The organism is Mammaliicoccus sp. N-M50, from assembly GCF_022386995.1.
Lineage (GTDB): Bacteria > Bacillota > Bacilli > Staphylococcales > Staphylococcaceae > Mammaliicoccus > Mammaliicoccus sciuri_A.
This window is the reverse complement of sequence record NZ_JAJNJA010000031.1, coordinates 1-388: the sequence shown is the minus strand read 5'-3', so window position 1 is coordinate 388 and position 388 is coordinate 1. Positions and strand designations below refer to the sequence as shown.

Here is a 388-nt window from a genome sequence, read left to right as displayed (position 1 = left end):
CCGGGCAGGCGTCAGCCCCTATACATCACCTTACGGTTTAGCAGAGACCTGTGTTTTTGATAAACAGTCGCTTGGGCCTATTCACTGCGGCTCTTCAAGGCTTGCACCCTAAAAAGCACCCCTTCTCCCGAAGTTACGGGGTCATTTTGCCGAGTTCCTTAACGAGAGTTCGCTCGCTCACCTTAGAATTCTCATCTTGACTACCTGTGTCGGTTTGCGGTACGGGCACCTATTTTCTAACTAGAGGCTTTTCTTGGCAGTGTGAAATCAACGACTCGTCGGATACATGATCCAACTCCCCATCACAACTCAACCTTACGAGTGCCGGATTTGCCTAACACTCAGTCTTATTGCTTGGACGTGCACTCCAACAGCACGCTTCGCCTAT

The 388-nt window shown here is 50.3% G+C and carries 1 rRNA gene; it reads right to left on the bottom strand.

Annotated features, from left to right (window positions below):
* Positions 1-388 (bottom strand): 23S ribosomal RNA (locus LQ622_RS14915); the annotation flags it as partial.